This is a genomic window from Micromonospora sp. NPDC004551, assembly GCF_040609975.1.
Classification (GTDB): domain Bacteria; phylum Actinomycetota; class Actinomycetes; order Mycobacteriales; family Micromonosporaceae; genus Micromonospora.
Genome location: NZ_JBEXLM010000037.1, coordinates 1 through 20,561, shown reverse-complemented (window position 1 = coordinate 20,561; position 20,561 = coordinate 1). Strand labels below are relative to the sequence as shown.

Annotated in this window: 15 protein-coding genes; 7 read left to right on the top strand and 8 right to left on the bottom strand. The window is 73.7% G+C overall.

Annotated features, from left to right (window positions below; translation table 11 throughout):
* Positions 1-86 precede the first annotated feature (86 nt).
* On the top strand, positions 87-818 hold the full coding sequence (locus ABZW14_RS29995) for an ATP-binding protein (RefSeq protein WP_355353074.1): 732 nt from the start codon (positions 87-89) through the stop codon (positions 816-818).
* A gap of 87 nt (positions 819-905) precedes the next feature.
* Complete coding sequence (gene ctaD, locus ABZW14_RS29990) at positions 906-2,906, top strand: cytochrome c oxidase subunit I (RefSeq protein ID WP_355353071.1); 2,001 nt, start codon at positions 906-908, stop codon at positions 2,904-2,906.
* Positions 2,907-2,981: 75 nt separating this feature from the next.
* Here ctaD and ABZW14_RS29985 read toward each other — a convergent pair whose 3' ends face one another.
* The 4 genes from ABZW14_RS29985 to ABZW14_RS29970 form a co-directional block, all read right to left on the bottom strand.
* Entirely contained in the window at positions 2,982-4,115 is a 1,134-nt protein-coding gene (locus tag ABZW14_RS29985; RefSeq protein ID WP_355353068.1) for a SigB/SigF/SigG family RNA polymerase sigma factor, read from the bottom strand.
* A 241-nt stretch (positions 4,116-4,356) separates the two neighbouring features.
* Positions 4,357-5,769, bottom strand: coding sequence for a hypothetical protein (locus ABZW14_RS29980; protein ID WP_355353065.1), 1,413 nt, complete (start codon positions 5,767-5,769; stop codon positions 4,357-4,359).
* A 289-nt stretch (positions 5,770-6,058) separates the two neighbouring features.
* Positions 6,059-7,819 carry a thiamine pyrophosphate-binding protein gene (locus tag ABZW14_RS29975; protein WP_355353062.1) on the bottom strand — a complete coding sequence of 587 codons (1,761 nt, stop codon included), beginning with the start codon at positions 7,817-7,819 and terminating at the stop codon, positions 6,059-6,061.
* Positions 7,812-8,939: a Vms1/Ankzf1 family peptidyl-tRNA hydrolase gene (locus ABZW14_RS29970; protein ID WP_355353059.1), complete on the bottom strand. Its 1,128-nt coding sequence runs from the start codon at positions 8,937-8,939 to the stop codon at positions 7,812-7,814. Before ABZW14_RS29970 ends, ABZW14_RS29975 begins: the two co-directional genes overlap by 8 nt.
* A 140-nt stretch (positions 8,940-9,079) precedes the next feature.
* On the opposite strand from ABZW14_RS29970, the gene ABZW14_RS29965 reads away from it, so the two are divergent.
* Together ABZW14_RS29965 and ABZW14_RS29960 are read left to right on the top strand one after the other, a co-directional pair.
* Positions 9,080-9,628 (top strand): hypothetical protein, encoded by a 549-nt coding sequence (locus ABZW14_RS29965; protein ID WP_355353056.1) that lies wholly within the window; start codon positions 9,080-9,082, stop codon positions 9,626-9,628.
* Positions 9,629-9,665: 37 nt separating this feature from the next.
* A complete protein-coding gene (locus tag ABZW14_RS29960; protein WP_355353053.1) occupies positions 9,666-10,526 on the top strand; it encodes an alpha/beta hydrolase in 861 nt (286 codons plus the stop codon).
* Positions 10,527-10,536: 10 nt separating this feature from the next.
* Here ABZW14_RS29960 and ABZW14_RS29955 read toward each other — a convergent pair whose 3' ends face one another.
* Entirely contained in the window at positions 10,537-10,875 is a 339-nt protein-coding gene (locus tag ABZW14_RS29955) for a DUF3817 domain-containing protein (protein ID WP_355353050.1), read from the bottom strand.
* A gap of 162 nt (positions 10,876-11,037) precedes the next feature.
* Between ABZW14_RS29955 and ABZW14_RS29950 the strand changes: the two genes are divergently transcribed.
* Both ABZW14_RS29950 and ABZW14_RS29945 read left to right on the top strand, forming a co-directional pair.
* Complete coding sequence (locus ABZW14_RS29950; RefSeq protein ID WP_355353047.1) at positions 11,038-12,516, top strand: glutamate--cysteine ligase; 1,479 nt, start codon at positions 11,038-11,040, stop codon at positions 12,514-12,516.
* 141 nt (positions 12,517-12,657) lie between these two features.
* Positions 12,658-13,656 carry a hypothetical protein gene (locus ABZW14_RS29945; protein ID WP_355353044.1) on the top strand — a complete coding sequence of 333 codons (999 nt, stop codon included), beginning with the start codon at positions 12,658-12,660 and terminating at the stop codon, positions 13,654-13,656.
* Positions 13,657-13,701: 45 nt separating this feature from the next.
* Here the strand turns inward: ABZW14_RS29945 and treZ are convergent, their stop codons facing one another.
* The 3 genes from treZ to glgX are packed head-to-tail and all read right to left on the bottom strand — an operon-like array spanning position 13,702 to position 19,891.
* Positions 13,702-15,435 (bottom strand): malto-oligosyltrehalose trehalohydrolase, encoded by a 1,734-nt coding sequence (gene treZ / locus ABZW14_RS29940; RefSeq protein ID WP_355353041.1) that lies wholly within the window; start codon positions 15,433-15,435, stop codon positions 13,702-13,704.
* Positions 15,432-17,768, bottom strand: a complete 2,337-nt coding sequence (gene treY / locus ABZW14_RS29935) for a malto-oligosyltrehalose synthase (RefSeq protein ID WP_355353038.1) — start codon at positions 17,766-17,768, stop codon at positions 15,432-15,434. Before treY ends, treZ begins: the two co-directional genes overlap by 4 nt.
* A 2-nt stretch (positions 17,769-17,770) precedes the next feature.
* The gene (glgX, locus tag ABZW14_RS29930; RefSeq protein ID WP_355353035.1) at positions 17,771-19,891 is read right to left on the bottom strand and encodes a glycogen debranching protein GlgX; all 2,121 of its coding nucleotides are present in this window, start codon (positions 19,889-19,891) and stop codon (positions 17,771-17,773) included.
* 320 nt (positions 19,892-20,211) lie between these two features.
* Here glgX and ABZW14_RS29925 point away from each other — a divergent pair.
* The coding region (locus ABZW14_RS29925; protein ID WP_355353032.1) for a glycogen/starch synthase at positions 20,212-20,561 on the top strand (350 nt) is incomplete at its 3' end.

The window sequence follows — 20,561 nt, the reverse complement described above, 5'->3', positions numbered from 1 at the left end:
CCGGCCCCCGGGCTGATGTCCGGTTTCACCCGCCCCGGCGGCGGGTATCTCCCGGGTCCTCCGACGAGAAGGAAACGAGGGCCTGGATGTCGACCCGGATCAGGTGCGAGGTCCGCGACGAGACGCCGGTCACCGTCGTACGGCTGGCCGGCGCGCTCGACCTGGGCACGATGCGCTCGGTGCACACGGTCCTCGACCGGTGCCTCGCCGCGCAGCCGGACGCGCTCGTTGTCGACCTGGAGCGGCTCGACGTCGCCGACCCGCTAGCCCTGTCCGTCTTCGCCGCCGCGGCCCGCCGGGCCGCGGACTGGCCGGCCGTGCCCATGGTGCTGTCCGCCCCGCCCGCCGAGGCGGCGGCCAGGCTCGCCGAGACCACGGCCTGCCGGGTGGTGCCCGTCCGCCGGGACTGCGCGGAGGCGACGGCGCTGGCCGGTGCGGTGGCGGCCCCGCGCCTGCGGACCCGGCTGGAGCCGGTGGCCGGCGCCTGCCGGCGGGCCCGCGAGCTGGTCACCGAGGCGTGCGGCCGGTGGAACATCCCGGAACTGGCCGGCCCCGCCTCGCTGGTCCTCAGCGAGCTGGTCGGCAACGTCGTCCGGCACGCCGGCACCCCGATGCAGGTGACGCTGACGCTGCGCCGGCCGTACCTGCGGGTGGCCGTCATGGACGGCTGCCCGGCCGACCCGCGGGAGGCGACCGACCGCGACCTGCGCGCCGAGGGTGGACGCGGGCTGATGCTCGTCCGCGAGCTGACCCAGCGGTGGGGCAGCACCCCGGCGGGCGCGGGCAAGGTGGTCTGGGCCATGCTGCCCGCGAACTGACCGAATTCTCCGCTCTCGCCTGGTTTGATGGGCAGAGGGTCGGGTACGCGTGCCCGTCCTGTCTGTCGTCACACGGGGTGAGAAGCCATGCCTAAGCGGGTAGTCACGGAGCCACGAGACCGGGGGCCGGCGATCCTCGCGCCGGCCCGGTTCGGCGGCTATCCCGGCCCGGTCCGGGAGGCGGTCAAGGGCAACTCGCTGTGGCGGCTGCTGCGCACCACGGACGCGAAGCTGATCGGCCTGATGTACCTGATCACCTCGTTCGGGTTCTTCCTGATCGGCGGGGTCATGGCGCTGCTGCTCCGCGCCGAGCTGGGCGAGCCGGGGATGCAGTTCCTCTCCCCGGAGCAGTACAACCAGCTGTTCACGATGCACGGCACGATCATGCTGTTGCTGTTCGCCACACCACTGGTCTTCGCGTTCGGCAACTACATCGTCCCGCTACAGATCGGCGCGCCCGACGTCTCGTTCCCACGGTTGAACGCCTTCGCGTACTGGCTGTACCTGTTCGGCGGGACGATGGTGCTGGGCGGCTTCGCCGTACCGGGCGGCGCGGCCGACTTCGGCTGGTTCGCGTACACCCCACTCAGCAACGCCCAGCACAGCCCGGGCGTCGGCGGGAACCTGTGGGTGGTGGGTCTGGTCGTCTCCGGTCTCGGCACCATCCTCGGCGCGGTCAACATGATCACGACGATCATCACCCTGCGCGCGCCGGGCATGACGATGTTCCGGATGCCGATCTTCACGTGGAACCTGCTGCTCACCAGCGTGCTGGTCATCTTCGTGTTCCCGCTGCTCGCCGCGGCGCTCCTGGCGCTGGGCGCGGACCGGATCCTGCACGCGCACGTCTACGACCCGACCACCGGCGGCCCGCTGCTCTGGCAGCACCTGTTCTGGTTCTTCGGCCACCCCGAGGTCTACATCGTGGCGCTGCCGTTCTTCGGCATCATCACCGAGATCATCCCGGTCTTCTCCCGCAAGCCGATCTTCGGTTACACCGGTCTGGTGCTCGCCACCATCGCGATCACCGTGCTGTCGATGACCGTCTGGGCGCACCACATGTTCGTCACCGGGCAGGTGCTGCTGCCGTTCTTCAGCATCCTGAGCTATCTCATCGCGGTGCCCACCGGCGTGAAGTTCTTCAACTGGATCGGCACCATGTGGAAGGGACAGATCACCTTCGAGACGCCGATGCTCTTCGCCGTCGGCTTCCTGGTGACCTTCCTCTTCGGCGGCCTGACCGGCGTGCTGCTGGCCAGCCCGCCGGCCGACTTCCAGGTCTCCGACACCTACTTCGTCGTGGCGCACTTCCACTACGTGCTGTTCGGCACCATCGTGTTCGCCGCCTTCGGCGGCGTCTACTTCTGGTTCCCGAAGATGACCGGGCGGCTGCTCGACGAGCGGCTGGGCAAGATGCACTTCTGGACGATGTTCGTCGGCTTCCACATGACGTTCCTCGTGCAGCACTGGCTGGGCGCCGAGGGCATGCCCCGGCGGTACGCCGACTACCTGCCCGGCGACGGCTTCACGCTGCTGAACCAGATCTCCACCATCGGATCGTTCATCCTCGGCGCCTCGACGCTGTTCTTCATCTACAACGCCTGGAAGTCCTGGCGCTACGGCGCCATGGTGACCGTGGACGACCCCTGGGGCTTCGGCAACTCCCTGGAGTGGGCCACCACCTGCCCGCCGCCGCTGCGCAACTTCGACCGGATGCCACGGATCCGCTCCGAGCGGCCGGCCTTCGACGCCAAGTACGGCCCACTCGTCGCGAACCTGGGCCGCGACCTGCCACAGCGCACCACCAAGCCACCGCAGCAGATGGCCGAGGAGCTGCACCACGTGCCCTACACCCCGGAGTCGCCGGCCGCCGAGGGCGCGCACGGCGCCCGCGAGGCCGTCGAGTACCAGCCCGCACCCGAGTCCGGCGCCCGGCCGGTCGACGTGCCGGAGCCGGGCGAGGTGCTGCGGCCCGGCTTCGAGGGGGGCGACCAGCCGGACGAGACCCAGCTGGGCCCGCAGCGCAACACGCCGTCGGACCCACGCTGGGAACACCCCCGCGGACACGACGACAACCCGGAGCGCTGAGCGGGCCGGGAAACCGCGAGAGGAAGGGCCGGCGCCCGACGGCGCCGGCCCTTCCTCTCGTCGTACGCCGGTCGGTCAGTCGGCCGCCGGCAGCCCGGCCGCGGCCAGCGAGCGGCGCACCGCGGGCTGCACGCGGGTCAGCCGCAGCGGCACACCGGTGCGGGCGGCGGCGTCCCGGCCGGCCATCAGCGCGGCGATCCCGCCCGCGTCGAAGCCGCCCGCGCCCACCAGGTCGACCACCACCTCACGGGGCTGCCCGGTGACCGCCTCCAGCATGGCCTTGCGGAGCTGGTCGGCGCCGTCGCGGTCGACCTCTCCCCCGACCTCGACGACCACCCGGTCGCCGTTCTGCTTCACCGAGATCCGCGCCCGCGCCGGCTCGGACTCGGCGGCGCCGTTCTGCCAGGGCGGCGGCGCGTCGGCGAGCATCGCCTGCCGCAGCCAGGTCAGCGCCCGGGAGAGCAGCCGGGACACGTGCATCTGCGAGATGCCGAACCGGGCCGCGATCTCCGCCTGGGTCTGGTTGCCGTAGAAGCGCATGGCGAGGATCCGCCGCTCGCGCCAGGGCAGCCGATGCAGCAGGCCGCTGACCGTGACCCGGTCGTCGACCGACTCCAGGGCGTTGTCCGACTCGCCGACCAGGTCGCCGAACTCGGCGGAGCTCTCCCCGCCGACCGGCGCGTTGAGCGAGGCCGGGCTGTAGCCGGCGGCCGACTCCAGCGCGGCGAGGATCTCCTCCTCCGGCGTCTCCAGCCGCTCGGCCAGCTCGGCGACCGTGGGCGCCCGGGAAAGCTCGCTGGTCAGCGCCGCCGTGGCCTGCCCCACCTCCAGGATCAGGTCGCGCAGCCGGCGCGGCACGTGCACACCCCAGGTGCGGTCGCGGAAGTGCCGTTTGATCTCACCGACGATGGTGATCGCGGCGTACGCGGTGAACGAGCCGCGCTCCGGGTCGTACCGGTCGACGGCGTTCACCAGCCCGAGGCGGGCCACCTGCTCCAGATCCTCCAGCGGTTCCCCGCGCCCCCGGTACCGGCGGGCCAGCCGACCCGCGAAGGGCAGCGCGAAGCGGACCAGGTCGTCCCGTGCCTCCTGCCGCCGCTCGGGTGGCAGCCCGGCGATCCGTGCCGCGTACGCCAGCGCCGCCGCATCGAGGTCCTCCAGGCCCCGTTCGGTGGGTGGTGGTGTGGGTGTGGTGGTCTGTCCGAACATCCGCGCCTCCCTCAGGAAGGTCCCCCGCCCGGATCGGAACCGGTCGTGCGCGTGGTTTGGCCACGCACCGGGCCGGAAGTTGGGTTACGTGACGGAACGCCGGAAGCGGCGGCCGCCCGCCGCGCGGCGTCGTGGGCCGTTCCGCGGCGAGCGGTGTTCCCGCTCCGTAGGTACTCAATCACGGACCGCAGGATCGCGAGGATGTTTCGTCAGGTTGGTCGGCGACCCGCCGAGCGGGGTCTCAGGAGACCAGCAACCCCTGGTGGGCACCCGCGTCGCGCAGCGCGGCGAGGGCCTCGGCCATCCGCAACGGCGGCGGCACGGGCAGGTCGTACGGCTGGTTGCGCAACACCTCCGTGGCACGCCGCGTCGGGACCGCGGTGACCGGGTAGCCGCGCGCGGACCCCCGGTCCAGGGCGCGCCGACGGCGCCCGAACCCGGCCACGGCGAGCCACTGGGGCAGCCCCGCGAGAGCAGGCGAGCGGACCCCGGGCGGCTCCGGCAGCACGTCCACCGAGCTGAACGGCTCGCTGCCGGCGAGCCACCACTCCGCGCCCTGCACCCGGCGGCGGGTCGCGTTCTCGCACCAGTACGGCACCAGGCCCGCCCGCAGCACCTGCCACGGGTCGAGCAGCCGGCCGCACTCGACCACCAGGCGGTCGCCGGTCTTCCCGGCCCGGCGCAGCCAGCGCCGGTACAGGTCGGCCGTTGCGGCGCTGAGCGCGTCCGGCTGCGGGACGACGACCCGGTGCAGCGGGTGCCCGTGCCGGCCGCCCCACTCCCGGGCGTCGTGCTCGAAACCGGGCTCCACGCCGTTCTCGGCGAACGCCGCCGGCGAGGTGACGTCCGGCGGCGTCCAGCGCGCCCCGTCGCCGCCCGCCGAGCGGAGCACCTGGCGCAGCGCGTGCGCGTCCGGGTGGAAGTCGACCGGGTCGAGCCCGCTGGCCGGGCAGCCGACCTGGAAGCTGTGCCCGCTCCCCTCGTCCCGCACCGGCCAGGTGCGCGCGTCGTGCAGCAGCAGCACGGGCGCCCCGGGTTCCAGCCCCTCGGCCAGGAATCGGGCGTACGCCCCGGGCAGCGCCCGCCAGCGCACCGCGAGGGTCACCGTGGCGCCGGCCGACGCGCCCCGGCTGGCCGGGCAGTGCACCTGCCGGACGTGCACGCGGGCGTTGCCGGCGAGCAGCCGGCCGGCGAGCGCGGCCCCCTGGTCGAGCGCGGCGTCCGGCCGGTCCACCCCGCCCCGGGTCCAGTGCCCGGCCACCTCGAAGCCGGCGGGCAGCCAGGGCACCCCGAGCGCCACCGCCAGGTGCGCCGCCGCCCCGTGCGCCGAGCCGAGCACCGCACCGGGCCAGCGGCGGGCCGGGTACTGGTCGACGAACCAGCCGGCGACCCGCTCGGCGTCCACGTCAGCGACCTGGCCGGGGCTGAGCGCGGCCCGCCCGGCGGCCCGCGCCGCGGCGGCCCGGCGTACCGGCTCCGGGGCCCCCGTGAAGCGCGACAGCGGCCCCGGGTGGCCGAGGTCGCCGCAGTCGTCGCCGCGCAGCGCCCGGGCCGTCACCGCGACCAGCAGCCGGGCGGCGCTGCCCGCCGCCACCACCCGGTCTCCGGTCAGCCCGGCGTCGGCCGTCGTCGGCCCCACGGGCACCTTCCGCACCGGCCCCACCTTGCCTCGATCGCTCACCACGCGGCCCGGCTTCCCGTCCCTCTGGGGTCTAAACGGGGCATCCCCCCACGGGTCGGACCAATCAGCGGGCGGGCGGCGGCACCGCGCGCGGCACGCACCGGAGCCGTTCCGCCGTGCGCCGCCGTCCCGGGCGGAACGGGGGCGAAAGCAGCGGGGCGGGCGGTGCCACGACGGCCGCCGCGCCGGCCTCAGGCGGCGACATCACGGCAGCGGCCGGCACCGCCCTCGGGTGAGGACGGTGCCGGCCGCACGGATTCCGCTACACGAGGTCCTCGGCCTCCACGGCCGTCCCGGTCTCCAGCACCCGCTCGCGTACGCGCCGCGCGGCGGACCCGTCGGCGAACAGGCCGCGCAGGTCAGCCAGGGCCGGCTCGGGCGGGTTCAGCGCCACCGCCGGATCGACCACGGCCTCCAGGACGCTGGGCCGGTCCGCGGCGAGCACCTCGTCCCACGCGGGACCGACCAGGTCGGGGCGGTCCACCCGCACCCCGTGCAGGCCGAGCAGCCGGGCCCACCCGGCGTACGGCACGTCGGGCCGCCGGGCGGCGAACGCGCCGGCCGGGCGTCCGTCGCCCATCCCGGACTGGTCGCGGTTGTTCAGCACCAGCACCACCAGCCGGGGGTCCCGCCACTCCTGCCAGTGGTGCGCCACGGTGATCAGCTCGGCGAGCCCGTTGAGCTGCATGGCGCCGTCGCCGAGCAGCGCGACCACCGGCTCGTCGGGGCGGGCCAGCTTGGCGGCGACCGCGTACGGAAGGGCACAGCCCATCGAGCCGAGCGTGCCGCAGAGCTGGGCGCGGACACCCGGGGGCAGTTCCAGGTGGCGGGCGTACCAGTAGACGACCGAGCCCACGTCCACCGCGACGGAGCCGCGGCGCGGCAACCGGGTGGACAGCTCCTGGAGCACGAGCTGCGGGTTGATCGGCTCGGCCGGTGCGGCGGCCCGCTCGGCGGCGGCCTCCCGCCACCGGTCGACCGAGCTCTGCACCACGTCCCGCCACTGGGTGTCGGAGCGCTCCGGCACCCGGGCGAGCAGGGCGCGCAGCGTCTCGGCGGCGTCGCCGACCAGCGGCACGTCCACCGGGTAGCGGCCGCCGATCCGCCGCCCGTCGATGTCGATCTGGATGGTGCGTACCTGGCCCGGCATCGGGAACCAGTCGGTCCACGGGTTGTTGGTGCCGACCAGCAGCAGGGTGTCACAGCCGCCCATGAGCTGCGCGGCGGCCGTCGTGCCGACCTCGCCGAGCACGCCGGTGTGGAACGGCAGCCGCTCGTCCAGGACGGGCTTGCCCAGCAGCGAGGCGGCCACTCCCGCGCCGAGCCGGTCGGCGAGGGCCACCAGCTCGCCGGCCGCGCCGTGGGCGCCCTGACCGACCAGGATCGCCACCCGCCGGCCGATGCCGAGCAGCGAGGCGGCGGCGTCCAGATCGGCGTCGTGCGGCAGGACCCGGGCCAACGGCTCGCCCGGCGTCGCCGACATCACGCCGGCGGCCTGCGGCATGAGGTCGGGCACGGCGGCCAGCTGCAACGCGTACGGCAGCACCACACAGGTCGGGCTGCGGGTCGCCGCCGCGGTGCGGAACGCCTGGTCCAGCAAACTCGGCACCTGGTCGGGCGTGCGGCCGTAACGGACGAACTGGTTGCAGACATCGCCGAACAGGCGGCTCAACCCGATCTCCTCGTGCGCCCCGCCGAGCGGCCCGGTGATGTCCTCGCCGACGATCGCCACCACCGGCTTGCTGTCCAGCTTGGCGTCGTAGAGGCCGTTGAGCAGGTGCACCGCGGCCGGCCCCTGGGTGGCCAGGCACACCCCGATCTCGTCGGTGAACTTCGCGTGGCCGGTGGCCATGAACGCGGCGGTCTCCTCGTGCCGGGCCGGGATGAACTCCGGGTCCCCGCCCGCCGCGTCGAGCGCGCCGACCAGGGGGGCGATCGCCGCCCCCGGGTAGCCGAAGGCCCGGGGAACCCGCCAGGCCCGCAGCCGCTCGACCACCAGGTCCGCCACCGTACGGTCAGCCATTGCCGCGCCCGGGCGTGCCGGCGTCGACGTAGCGCAGGACGGCGCCGACCCCGTCGGTGAGCTCCGGCGCCTCCTCCGGCGCGAGCACGGTGAGCTCGGCGTCGGTGCCGATCAGGGCGCGCAGCAGCGCGGCGTCGGCGCGTACCTTCTGCGGGTCGGCCACGGACATGTCCCGCAGCTGCCGCGGGTCGGTGGCGATCTCCGTCGGTTCCGGCCCGACCCACAGCTCGCCGTCGGCGGACGCGTCGTCGACGATCAGCATGGTGTCGACCTGGTTGCGTTGCAAAGCGGCGACCACCGCGTCCAGGCCGGCGCCGACGTCCTCCTGCACGCCGAAGCGGTCCAGCGCGGTGGCGATCCGCTGGTCGGCGACCTCGGCGATGGTCTGCACGGTGATGTCGTCCATGAGGGTGTCGTCGGCACCGACCTGCTCGCGGGAGCCGGCGTCCGTGCGGACCAGCACGTCCTGCCAGCGCTCCGGCAGCTGGGCGGCGATCATCCCGGTGGCCCGGATGTCCCCGGCCACCACCACCACGTCGGCGCCGACCCGGTCGGCCAGCTCGGCGGTGGCCGCGGCGGCGTCACCGGCGTTGTGATGCCACGCCTCCATGGCGGCCCGCTGGTAGCGGGACTGCGACCAGCCGCCCGGCTGCACCCGCCGCAGCTGCCAGCTCTCCCGCCCCTTCACCGTGGCCCGGCGCGGCACCCCGCCCGCGCTGACCGCCACGGCATCGGCCCCGGTCCGGTCGGCCAGCACCCGCACCCAGGCGATCTGCTCGCCGCGCTGGGCGACCAGCGGCATGGTGTGCGGCAGCGCAGACCAGGTGGCCAGGTCGCGCAGCGGCGGCGCGGAGAGGTACTCGGTGAGCACCACCCGGCCCCGGTTGGCGAAGACCGCGATGCCGTAGTCGCCGGGCATCGGCGTGTGCCGGCGGACCACCTCCTCGACCGCCTCGACGGTCGCCTGGTCGGCGCCCTGCCCGATGAGGTCCCCCTTGAGCGCGCGCCAGCGCAGGTCGACCTGCGGGCGTGCGTCGTGGGTGTCCCGGGACGCGTCCAGGTACACCGAGCACCAGGGCCCGGGACGGTCGTAGAGCGGGCGCAGGAAGGACAGCTGCATGCTCGACCCCTTTCCAGCTCGGCCGCACGCATACCCGCGCGCCCCCGGATGTCACCTTCCGGGCCGGCCCGTGACCGGCGTTCATTCACGTCGTTCAACCCGGCGAGTCGATACCATCAGTGAACTCAACGGGACTCTCGGTGGTGAACATGGACACGGAGCCGCACCTCCGCCGCGCCGTCCACCCGACGGAACGGATCGTCACCGGCCGGCTGGTACGCCTCCTGGAGGGCTACGCCCGCGAGGTGCGGGTGGGCCAGCCGGTGCTGGTCGGGGTGCTGACCGCGGCAGGCGTGGTGGGGCTGCTGCTGCGCCTGGTGCGGGCGCTGCTCAGCAGCGGCGGCGGGGGCGCGCGGCGCAGCTTCAAGGAGTTGAAGAAGGGGCCGGAGTTCCTGGTCACCCCGGTCCGGGTGCGCGACACCGCCGACCGGCTGGTGGAGGTGGAGTTGCACGGCCACCTGCCGCAGAGCGCCCTGCACCCCGGCGATCACCTGCAGCTCACCCTGCGTCCGCAGCGTGACCCCGACCTGGCGCCCCGGATCGAGCGCATCGTCAACCTGACCACCGGCCAGCTGCTGACCCCGCGCACCGCGACGGTCTGGTCGCATCTGGGGCCGGCGCTGCTGCTCCAAGCCGTGCTCGGTGTGCTGCTGCTGGCGGGCGTCGCCGCCTGTTCGGCGCTCGGCTGAGGTTTCCGCCGCGGCCGGGCGGGGCACCGGGTCGCTCATGTTCCCCGGATTCACGCTGGAGCAGATCGACGTCGGCCCGGTCCGGCTGCGGGTCCGGCACGGCGGTTCCGGGCCTCCGGTGGTGCTGCTGCACGGACATCCGCGTACCCACGCCACCTGGCACCGGGTCGCGCCGCTGCTCGCCACCCGGCACACCGTGATCTGCCCGGACCTGCGTGGCTACGGCCGCTCCTCGAAACCCCCGAGCGATCCGGCGCACACCGTCTACTCGAAGCGGGCGATGGCCGGCGACGTGGTGGCGCTGCTCGACGCGCTCGGACATCCCCGCGCGGCGGTCGTCGGCCACGACCGGGGCTGCTACGTGGCCATGCGGACCGCGCTGGACCATCCGGACCGGGTGACCCGGCTCGGTGTGCTGGACGGCGTGCCGATCGGCGAGGCCCTGGCGCGGTGCGACGCCCGGTTCGCGGCCCGCTGGTGGCACTGGTTCTTCCTGGGCCAGCTCGCCAAGCCGGCCGAGCAGGTGATCAACGCCGACCCGGACGCCTGGTACGGCGGCTCACCGGAGGCCATGGGCGCGGAGGCGTACGCCGACTACCGCCGGGCCATCCACGACCCGGCCACGGTGCACGCCATGTGCGAGGACTACCGGGCGGGGCTCGGCCCGGACCGGGCGGCGGACGACGCGGACCGGGCCGCGGGCCGGCGGATCCGCTGCCCGGTGCTCTTCGCCTGGTCCGAGCGGGACGACATGGTCGACCTGTACGGCGACCCGGCGGCGATCTGGCGGGACTGGGCCGAGGACGTGCGCACGGCGTCGATCCCCTCCGGCCACCACATGGCCGAGGAGGCCCCGGCGGAACTGGCCGCCGTGCTCGGCGACTTCCTCGCCGGCTGATCCGCGGCCGTCAGCCGACCAGGGTGAGGGGACGCTCGGCGGCGGCCGGGGCGGCGAGGAGGCCGCGCCGGCGGGCCCAGCGCTCGAAGAGCACCGTGGCGAACGGCGGCACGGCGCAGGCCAGCGCGATCGCGGTGTGCCACAGCGACCACCGCCGCTGGCGGGCCACCACGAGCACCAGCAGCCCGTACGCCACGAAGAGCGCGCCGTGGACGGGGCCGAACACGTGCACGCCGATCTCGTTGCGCGGCGGCCCGTACTTGACGGCCATGCCGGCCAGCAGGGCGGCCCACGAGCAGGCCTCGGCGATCGCCGCCGCCACGAACAGCCGGGTGGTCATCTCGCGCATCCGGCCATGCTAGCCAGCGGTCCCGCCGAACCGGGCACGACACCGTGCGACGCGACAGGGATCACCGGCGGGACAGGTGGGTAGTAATGGGTCCCCCGGCTCTTTCGCCGCGTCGCGGTGACGTGCGAGGTTAGGGGGACCAACGGTGACAGGGTGGTGACCATGGGCGAGGACGTCGGCGTTCGCACCTTCAGCCGGGAGGACCGGGCCCGCTACCGCGACAAGGTGCGGCGTTGCCTGGACGTGTTCGCCGAGATGCTGCGCGAGTCCCGCTTCGACGTGGAGCGGCCGATGACCGGGCTGGAGATCGAGCTGAACCTGGTCGACGAGGCTTCCCAGCCGGCCATGCGCAACGCCGACGTGCTGGAGGCGATCGCCGATCCCAGCTTCCAGACCGAGCTGGGCCAGTTCAACGTCGAGATCAACGTCGCGCCGCGCCGGCTCACCGGCACCGGCACGGCCCAGTTCGAGGAGCACGTCCGGGCCAGCCTCAACGCCGCCGAGGAGAAGGCCCGCGCGGTCGGCGCGCACATGGTGATGATCGGGATCCTGCCGACCCTGCGCCCGGAGCACCTGACCGCCGAGACCCTCTCGGCCAACCCCCGTTACGCCCTGCTCAACGAGCAGATCTTCGCGGCCCGCGGCGAGGACCTGCGGATCTCGATCAGCGGGGTCGAACGGCTGGCCACGACGGCGGACACCATCACACCGGAGGCCGCCTGCACCAGCACCCAGTTCCACCTCCAGGTCAGCCCGGCCCAGTTCGCCGACTACTGGAACGCCGCCCAGGCCGTCGCCGGCGTCCAGGTCGCGCTCGGCGCGAACTCGCCGTTGCTGTTCGGCCGGGAGCTGTGGCGGGAGACCCGGGTGCCGCTGTTCCAGCAGGCCACCGACACCCGCGCCGAGGAGATCAAGGCCCAGGGGGTACGCCCGCGGGTGTGGTTCGGGGAGCGCTGGATCACCAGCGTGTTCGACCTCTTCGAGGAGAACGTGCGCTACTTCCCCGCGCTGCTGCCGGTCTGCGACCCGGAGGACCCGGCCGAGACCCTGGCCGGCGGCGGCGTGCCGAAGCTCGCCGAGCTGCGACTGCACAACGGAACGATCTACCGGTGGAACCGCCCGGTCTACGACGTGCTGAAGGGGCGGCCGCACCTGCGGGTGGAGAACCGGGTGCTGCCCGCCGGGCCGACCGTGCTGGACACCGTCGCCAACGGCGCCTTCTACTTCGGCCTGGTCCGCGCCCTCGCCGAGTCCGACCGGCCGCTCTGGTCGCAGATGTCGTTCAGTGCGGCCGAGGAGAACTTCACCAACTGTTCCCGCCACGGCATCGACGCCCAGGTGTTCTGGCCGGGGCTCGGCTACCTGCCGGTGACCGAGCTGGTGCTGCGCCGGCTGCTGCCGCTGGCCCACCACGGGCTGGACCGGTGGGGGCTCGACCCGGCCGAGCGGGACCGGCTGCTCGGCATCATCGAGCAGCGCTGCCTGACCGGCCGCAACGGTGCCACCTGGCAGGTGGAGACGCTGCACCGGCTGGAGTCCGCCGACCACCTGGACCGGCCGGAGGCGCTGCGCGAGGTGGTCCGCCACTACGTCGACCTCATGCACAGCAACCGCCCCGTGCACGAGTGGCCGATCCCCTGACCACCGCGGTGGGCAGCCGCGAGCGCAACTGAGCACGGGGGGAGACGCCCGGCCGGCGATCCGCCCCGAGGATGGGGAACGGCCACCGATCCGCACGGATCGATGGCGTCCGGTTCCGTCCCCCACCGCGAGGAGCGCTCCGTGACGCAGACCCACCGGCCCCCACGGCTCCCCGACCAGCAGGCCCGGCCCGCACGCACGCCCGTACGCGTCGGCACCTCCACCTTCGTCAACGGTCACTTCCCCCGCCGACGGGGTCTCATCGCTCTGCTCGGCGTCCTCGGCGGCTTCCTGCTGACCGTGGTCTGGTCGGCCGAGTTCGTGGACCAGACCATCGGCGACAACGTGGCCAACACCCTGCTGGGCCACGACGCGAAGGAGACCCCGATCCAGGGGATCGCCGCGGGCGTGCTGTTCGCCTTCGTCTCCGGCATCGCCGGCACCTTCACGGCCTGCAACATCGCCGCCTTCGGCGCCCTCGCCCCGCTGACGGGCAGCACCGGGGGCCGGTGGAGCCGGTTCGCCGCGCCCCTGCGGCCGCTCGGCTGGATGGCGGCCGGCATGATCGCCGTGTCGGCCGCGTACGGCGCCGTGGTCGGCCTCGTCGGCACGTCGATGCCGCAGTTCCCCACGGCGCCGACCACCGCCGGCGGCCTGTCGCCGCGCAGCATCCAGTCCATGGTGGTGTTCGGGGTGATCGGTCTGATCATGCTCTATCTCGGGCTGGCCTCGCTCGGCGTGCTGCCGGACCCGTTCGCACGGATCGCGCGGCGCCACCCGAACGCGCCGATGGTGTTCATGGGCGCGCTGATCGCCGGTTTCCTCATCGGGCGGCCGTTCCCGCTGTTCCGGCAGATGTTCCGCGACGCCGCCGAGAGCGGCAACCCGCTCTACGGCGCGGCGGCGTTCACCCTCCAGTCGATCGGCAACATCGTCATCATGGCGGTGCTGTTCCTGCTGCTGACCTGGGTCGCCGGCTCCCGGCTGCAACGCTGGTTCGCCGCCCGCCCGAGCCGCCTCGCGGTGCTGACCGCCGTCGCGTTCCTCGTCGCCGGAGCCTTCACGTTCCTCTACTGGGACGTCCGGCTGCTCGCCCGCCGCGAGATCATCCCCTGGTATCCGACGGCGCCCTGGGCCTGACCGGGCGGCGCGGGGGCCGGCGCCACGCCGGCCCCGCGCCCCGCGTCAGAGCGCCACGATCGCGGCGGACTCCGGCGGCAGCTCGATCCCGTCGCGCATCACGGTGACCCCCTCGGAGGTGGCGAGCAGCACCCGGCGCACCACGCCGGGCAGGTTGATCCGCTGCGGCTTGCCGGCCAGGTTGGCCACCACGAGGCAGCCGCCCCGCCGCATCAGCAGGAACTGGTCGCCGTGGCGGACGTCGACCTGGCCGAGCCGGGGGTCGGACAGGTCGGGACGCTGCTTGCGCAGCGCGATGAGCCGCCGGTAGAAGTCGTACATCTCCCGGTGTTCGGGCTTGTCGAGCTCGGCCCAGTCGAGCCGGGACCGGACGAAGGTCTGCGGGTCCTGCGGGTCGGGCACGTCGCCCGGCGGCCAGCCGTGCGCCGCGAACTCCCGCCGGCGCCCGGCCGCCACGGCGGTGGCCAGCTCCGGCTCCGGGTGGCTGGTGAAGAACTGCCACGGGGTGCTGGCCGCCCACTCCTCCCCCATGAACAGCATCGGGGTGAAGGGCGCGGTCATCAGCAGGGTGGCGCCGACGCGCAGCAGCCCGGCGGAGAGGGTCTGGGAGATACGGTCGCCGGTGGCGCGGTTGCCGATCTGGTCGTGGTTCTGCAGGTACGCCACGAACCGGTGCCCGGGTGTGCGCTGCCGGTCGACTGGCCGGCCGTGGCTGCGGTTGCGGAAGCTGGACCAGGTGCCGGCGTGGAAGAACGCGCCGGTCAGCACGTCGGTGAGGCATTCCAGGGAGCCGAAGTCGCCGTAGTAGCCCTGCCGTTCGCCGGTGAGCAGGGTGTGCAGCGCGTGGTGGGCGTCGTCGTTCCACTGGGCGTGCAGCCCGTAGCCGCCGGCCTCCCGCGGGGTGATCAACTTCGGGTCGTTGAGGTCGCTCTCGGCGATCAGCGACAGCGGGCGGCCCAGGTGGGTGGAGAGGGCCTCCACCTCGGTGGCCACCTCCTCCAGGAGGTGGGTGGCCCGGGAGTCGGGCATGGCGTGCACGGCGTCCAGCCGCAGCCCGTCAACGTGGTAGTCGCGCAGCCACATGAGCACGCTGTCGACGATGTAGCGGCGTACCCCGTCGGAGTGCGGCCCGTCCAGGTTGACCGTGCGGCCCCAGGTGTTGCTCTGCTCGGTGAGGTACGGCGCGAAGCGCGGCGCGTAGGCCCCGGAGGGCCCGAAATGGTTGTAGACGACGTCGAGGATCACCCCCAGCCCCTTCGCGTGCGCCGCGTCGACGAAGCGCTTGAGCCCGTCCGGCCCGCCGTACGGCTCGTGCGGCGCGTACCAGCAGACGCCGTCGTAGCCCCAGTTGTGCTCGCCGTTGAAGGCGTTGACCGGGAGCAGCTCGATCAGGTCGACGCCGAGGTCGACCAGGTGGTCGAGGCGGCCGATCGCCGCGTCGAAGGTGCCCTCCGGGGTGAAGGTGCCGATGTGCAGCTCGTAGAGGACGCTGCCGGGCAGCTGCCGGCCGGTCCAGCCCTGGTCGGTCCAGCCGAATGCGGCGTGGTCGTAGCGGCGGCTCGGCCCGTGCACGCCCTGTGGCTGCCAGGCCGACCGGGGGTCGGGCAGGGCCTGGTCGTCGTCGTCCAGCAGGAAGGCGTAGTCGGTGCCCGGACCGGCGCCGGGCACCTCGACGCGCCACCAGCCGTGCGGCCCGGGGCGCATGTCGTGGTCGGCCACGCCGGGCAGCCGCAGCCGCACCCGGGCGGCTTCGGGCGCCCACACGGTGAACTCGGTCATGCGGCAGCCTCCACGGAGTCGGTGGGGACGAGGAGGGCGACGGGATAGGTGCTCAGCAGATCGTGCATCAGCAGCTCAGACCCACTGTAGACCCGACCGGTGAACACGTCGGTAACACTGTTGCCGGAAATCGCCAGCGTCGTGTCGCGCCAGCCGCCGTCGCGGGCCAGCCGCAGCGGCAGGCGGGTCGCCACCGCGATCGCGCCGCCCCGGTCGAAGGCCACCGCGTGCGCGCCGGCCGGCCCGTGCGCCGGCACCGGCCGGTAGCCGGTGAACAGCTCCGGGTGGTCCCGGCGCAGCCGCAGGGTCCGCGAGACGACGAGCAGTTTGGCCGCGCCGTCGGCGGCCACCGCGGGCCGCCGGCCGGCGTCGAGCCGGGCCAGCAGCTCCCGGCGTACGGCGAAGTCGACCGGGCGGCGGTTGTCCGGGTCGACGAGCAAGTTCTCCCACAGCTCGGTGCCCTGGTAGGTGTCCGGGACCCCGGGCATGGCGAGCTGGACCAGCTTCTGCCCGAGCGAGTTGGACCAGCCGGCCGGGGTGATCTCGGCGGCGAACGCGGTGAGCTGGGCGTGCAGCTCCGGGTCGTCGTACATCCGGTCGACCAGGGCGTGCAGCTCGTGCTCGAACGCCGGGTCGGGGTCGGCCCAGCTGGTCGACACGGACGCCTCCCGGGCGGCCTTCTCCGCGTACCCGTGCAGCCGCTCGCGCTCGACGGGCCAGGCCCCGACGGCGGTCTGCCACAGCAGGTGGGCGAACGCGGGGTCGGCGAGCGGCGCGCGGGACATCCAGTCGGACACCTGCTCGGCCCAGCGCCCGGGCAGCTCGGACAGGGCCGCGAGCCGGGCCCGAACGTCCTCGCCGCGCTTGGTGTCGTGCGTGGAGAGCGTGGTCATGCTCGCCGGCCAGCGCACCTGCCGGGCGGCGGCGAAGCGGTGGAACTCGGCCGGCGGCACGCCGAAGTGGGCGGGGCTGCCGCCCACCTCGTTGAGGGCGACGAACCGGCTCCACCGGTAGTAGGCGGTGTCCTCCACGCCCTTGGCCATCACCGCCCCGGAGAGCTGCGGGAACCGGGCGGCCAGCTCGTGGCCGGGGTCGCGGAGCCGGGCGGTGACCTCGTCCAGCACGGCGGTCAGGTCGGGGCGGCGGCGGCCCGCCTCGGCGCGGGCGGTGGCGAGGTGCCGGGCACCCTCCGGCGGGTAGCCGCGGTAGACCGGGAAGGCGGCGGCCAGCTCGGCGAGGGCCGCCCGGACCTGCTCGGCGGGCAGTTCCGGGACGAGGGCGGCCAGCCGGGTCAGCTCGGCGGCGAGCAGCCGGGTGGCGGCGGCCAGCTTGGTGTCGTGGGTGAGGTCCTGCCAGGAGGTGTGCCGGCCGGTGAGCCGGCCGTCCAGCGCCGTGAAGTCCGCCTCGGCGTCCGGGTCGACGAAGAGCCCGCCCGCCGCGGCCAGGGCGTCGTAGCCGGTGGTGCCGTCGACCGGCCAGTCCGGCAGCTCCTCGCCGTACTCCAGGATCTTCTCCACGACCAGCCACGCGCCGGGCGCGGCGGCGCGCAGCCGGGCCAGGTAGCCGGCGGGGTCGCGCAGCCCGTCCGGGTGGTCGACCCGGATGCCGTCGAGGTCGCCGGCGGCGGCCCAGCGCAGGATCTCGGCGTGGGTGGCGCGGAAGACCTCCGGGTCCTCCACCCGCAGCCCGGCCAGGTCCGAGACGGCGAAGAACCGGCGGTACGTCAGCTCGCTGTCGCCGCGCCGCCAGTCGACCAGCTCGTAGTGCTGCCGGTCGTGCACCTCGCGCGGCGTCCCCTCGCCGGTGCCGTCGGCGATCGGGAAGCGGTGCTCGTGGTAGCGCAGCTCCCCGTCGACCACCTTGAGATCGTCGAGCGCGCCGGGGGTGTCGGCGAGCACCGGCAGCAGCAGCCGGCCGCGGTCCCAGTCGATGTCGAACCAGTCCGCGTACGCCGAGGCGCGGCCCCGGCGCAGCACGTCCCACCAGGCCGGGTTGGCCGCCGGCCGGGCCACCCCGGCGTGGTTGGGCACGATGTCCACGACGAGGCCGAGCCCGGCCGCGCGCAGGGCCCGGACCAGCCGCTGCCGACCGCCCTCGCCGCCGAGTTCCGGGTTGACCGCGCGGTGGTCGACCACGTCGTAGCCGTGCTGCGAGCCCGGGGTGGCGGTGAGCAGCGGCGCGCTGTAGAGGTGGGTGACGCCGAGGTCGGCCAGGTAGCCGGCCAGGTCGGCGGTGGCGTCGAGGTCGAAGCCGGGGCGCACCTGGACGCGGTAGGTCGACCCCACCCGCGTCGTCGTCGCCGTCGTTCCGTCGGGGTGGGGGCTGTCGGACATGGTCAGGCCGTCCTCTCCAGGACCAGCAGCGAGCGGTCGGGGACGCAGACGCTCCCGCCCGCCTCGACCGCGAGGGTCTTCTCCGGATCCGGGTCCGCGGTGCTGATGACCTGCTCCCACCGCTGCCCGAACTCGGCCGGTGGCAGGGTGAAGTCCAGCGGCGCGTCGTGCGCGTTGAACAGCAGCAGGAACGAGTCGTCGCGGTGGCGCTGGCCGTACTGGCCGCGTTCCGGGATGCCGTCGCCGTTGACGAACAGGGCCACCGAGCGGCCGAAGTCGTTGCCCCAGTCCTCGCCGGTCATCTCCCGCCCGTCGGGCGTGTACCAGGCCAGGTCGGGCAGGGCGGTGCCGGCGGCCCGGCCGCCGACCGGCAGCCCGGTGAAGAACCGCCGGCGGCGGAACACCTGGTGCCGGTTGCGGAACTCGATGAGCCGCTGGACGAAGGCCAGCAGCTCGGAGTCGGCCCGCGCCCAGTCCACCCAGGCCAGCTCGCTGTCCTGGCAGTAGGCGTTGTTGTTGCCGAGCTGGGTGCGGCCCAGCTCGTCGCCGTGGCCGAGCATCGGCACGCCCTGGGAGAGGATCAGGGTGGCCAGGAAGTTGCGCCGCTGCCGGGCGCGCAGGGCGAGCACGGCGGGGTCGTCGGTCTCCCCCTCGACGCCGCAGTTCCAGGAGCGGTTGTGGCTCTCCCCGTCCCGGTTCTCCTCGCCGTTGGCCTCGTTGTGCTTGTCGTTGTAGGAGACCAGGTCGTTCAGGGTGAACCCGTCGTGGCAGGTGACGAAGTTGATGCTGTGGAACGGGCGGCGCCCGTCGTCCTGGTAGAGGTCGGCGGAGCCGGAGATCCGGGAGGCGAACTCGGCCAGGGTGGCGGGCTCGCCGCGCCAGAAGTCCCGCACGGTGTCCCGGTACTTGCCGTTCCACTCGGTCCACTGCGGCGGGAAGTTGCCGACCTGGTAGCCGCCGGGGCCGACGTCCCACGGTTCGGCGATCAGCTTCACCCGGCCCACCACCGGGTCCTGCTGCACCACCTCGAAGAAGGTCGAGAGGCGGTCCACCTCGTAGAACTCCCGGGCCAGGGTGGCCGCGAGGTCGAAGCGGAAGCCGTCGACGTGCATCTCGGTGACCCAGTAGCGCAGCGAATCCATGATCAGCTGAAGCGAGTGCGGGCTGCGCACGTTGAGGCTGTTGCCGGTGCCCGTGTAGTCGACGAAGTAGCGCCGGTCCTCCTCCGAGAGGCGGTAGTAGCTCGGGGTGTCGATGCCCTTGAAGCTCAGCGACGGCCCGAGGTGGTTGCCCTCGGCGGTGTGGTTGTAGACCACGTCGAGGATGACCTCGATGCCGGCCGCGTGCAGCGCCTTGACCATGCCGCGGAACTCCTGCACCTGCTGGCCGAGCCGGCCGAGCGCCGAGTAGCCGTGGTGCGGGGCGAAGAAGCCGATGGTGTTGTAGCCCCAGTAGTTGCGCAGCCCCAGGTCGGCCAGGCGGTGGTCGTGCACGAACTCGTGCACCGGCATCAGCTCGACCGCGGTCACCCCGAGCCGCTTGAAGTAGTCGATCATCACGGGTGAGGCGATCGCCGCGTACGTGCCGCGCAGTTCCTCGGGGATGTCGGGGTGGCGCATGGTCAGGCCGCGCACGTGCGCCTCATAGATCACCGAGTGGTGGTAGGGGGTGCGCGGCGGCTTGTCGTTGCCCCAGTCGAAGTACGGGTTCACCACCACCGACTTCGGCATGAACGGCGCCGAGTCGGTGTCGTTGCGCCGGTCCGGATCGCCGCCCACCTCGTAGTCGTAGACGGCCGGGTCCCAGGTGACCTCGCCGTCGACCGCCTTCGCGTACGGGTCGAGGAGCAGCTTGTGCGGGTTGCACCGCAGCCCGTTGGCCGGGTCCCACGGCCCGTGCACCCGGTAGCCGTAGCGCTGGCCGGGCTCGACGCCCGGCAGGTAGGCGTGCCAGACGTAGGCGTCGACCTCGCGCAGCTCGACCCGGCGCTCGGCGCCGGTGTCCCACTCGTCGAACAGGCAGAGCTCGATCTTCTCCGCCACCTCGGAGAAGATCGCGAAGTTGGTACCCATCCCGTCGTAGGTGGCGCCGAGGGGATAGCTCTCGCCCGGCCAGACCTGCATGTCGCTCCTTCGGCCATGATCATGAGCGCACCGGACGGGCGGGCCGGCCGGTGCGCACGCCGCTAATGCCCCGCCGCACGCTCCGCCAATCCACCCGTTCGGACGGTAACCGAAATCCACCCACCTGAGGCCGGCCCGACCCTCAGGTGTCGTCCGTCACGATCGCCCTATTTCGGGATGCGGCTTCGCGCCGGATGCCTTTACCTGGATAACGGACACGCGTGCCCGCGCAGGTCCGCCCGGCCGTTCGGCCGCCCCACCACGCTCCCAACGCCGCCAGTGACGCCGGCGCGTACCAGCATGCATGGACGGAGATCGATGTGACCACCCTGCGGGTCGGCGCGCAGCCCGCCACCGCGACGGACCGGACCCACCGGCCCACCCTCACCTCCCGCCCCACCATCCCGCCCCAGCCCGGCGTGCCGCCCCGGACGCGGCGCATCCTCATGCTGTCGTGGGAGTACCCGCCGGTGCTCGTCGGTGGCCTCGGCCGCCACGTGCACGCGCTCTCCGTCGCCCTGGCCGCCGCCGGCCACGAGGTCACCGTCGTCACCCGGCACGCCGAGGGCGCGCCGCTGGAGGAGTACGCCGACGGCGTGCGGATCGTCCGCGCCGCCGAGGACCCGGTCACCTTCCCCCTCGCCACCGGCTCGCTGCTGGCCTGGACCAT